At 49.5% G+C, this 551-nt stretch carries 1 protein-coding gene; it reads left to right on the top strand.

Going from position 1 to position 551, the window contains the following annotated elements; translation table 11 throughout:
- The first annotated feature begins 225 nt into the window (after positions 1–225).
- A complete protein-coding gene (locus CRI63_RS23715; protein ID WP_135521003.1) occupies positions 226–390 on the top strand; it encodes a hypothetical protein in 165 nt (54 codons plus the stop codon).
- Positions 391–551: the final 161 nt, after the last annotated feature.

Genomic DNA, 551 nt, shown 5'->3' with positions numbered 1-551 from the left:
GTACATCGATCGATGCTCAGACGTACGTAGCTGTCATCGATCGATGCTCGACGTACGTAGCTGTACATCGATCGATGCTCAGACGTACGTAGCTGTACATCGATCGATGCTCAGACGTACGTAGCTGTACATCGATCGATGCTCAGACGTACGTAGCTGTACATCGATCCCGCTGCGCGCTTTGCTGATAGATTTACCTGTCTAGTTTTTTACAGGGAGAAGATGATGAGTAAAAATCGGCGAAAAAAACGTCAGCCAGTAAAGTCCGTTGCGGCGAAAGAAACCACTCGCGCTACCAAAAGTTTTGGCTATGAAGAGATGTTGAGTGAGTTGGAGGCGATAGTCGCCGACGCCGAAATACGGTTAGCCGAGGATGAAGCTACCGCGTAAACACAGGTTGCCGGATGCGGCGTAAACGCCTTATCCGGCTCACAAACCAAACAAATTGCACAATCCGTAGGTCGGATAAGATGCGCCAGCATCGCATCCGGCATCAGGTACAAAACCCAACAACATCAACAAATTGCACAATCCGTAGGCCGGATAAGATG

The organism is Escherichia sp. E2661, assembly GCF_004745185.1.
In the GTDB taxonomy this organism is placed as follows: domain Bacteria; phylum Pseudomonadota; class Gammaproteobacteria; order Enterobacterales; family Enterobacteriaceae; genus Escherichia.
This window is presented reverse-complemented; position numbering and strand designations above follow the sequence as displayed.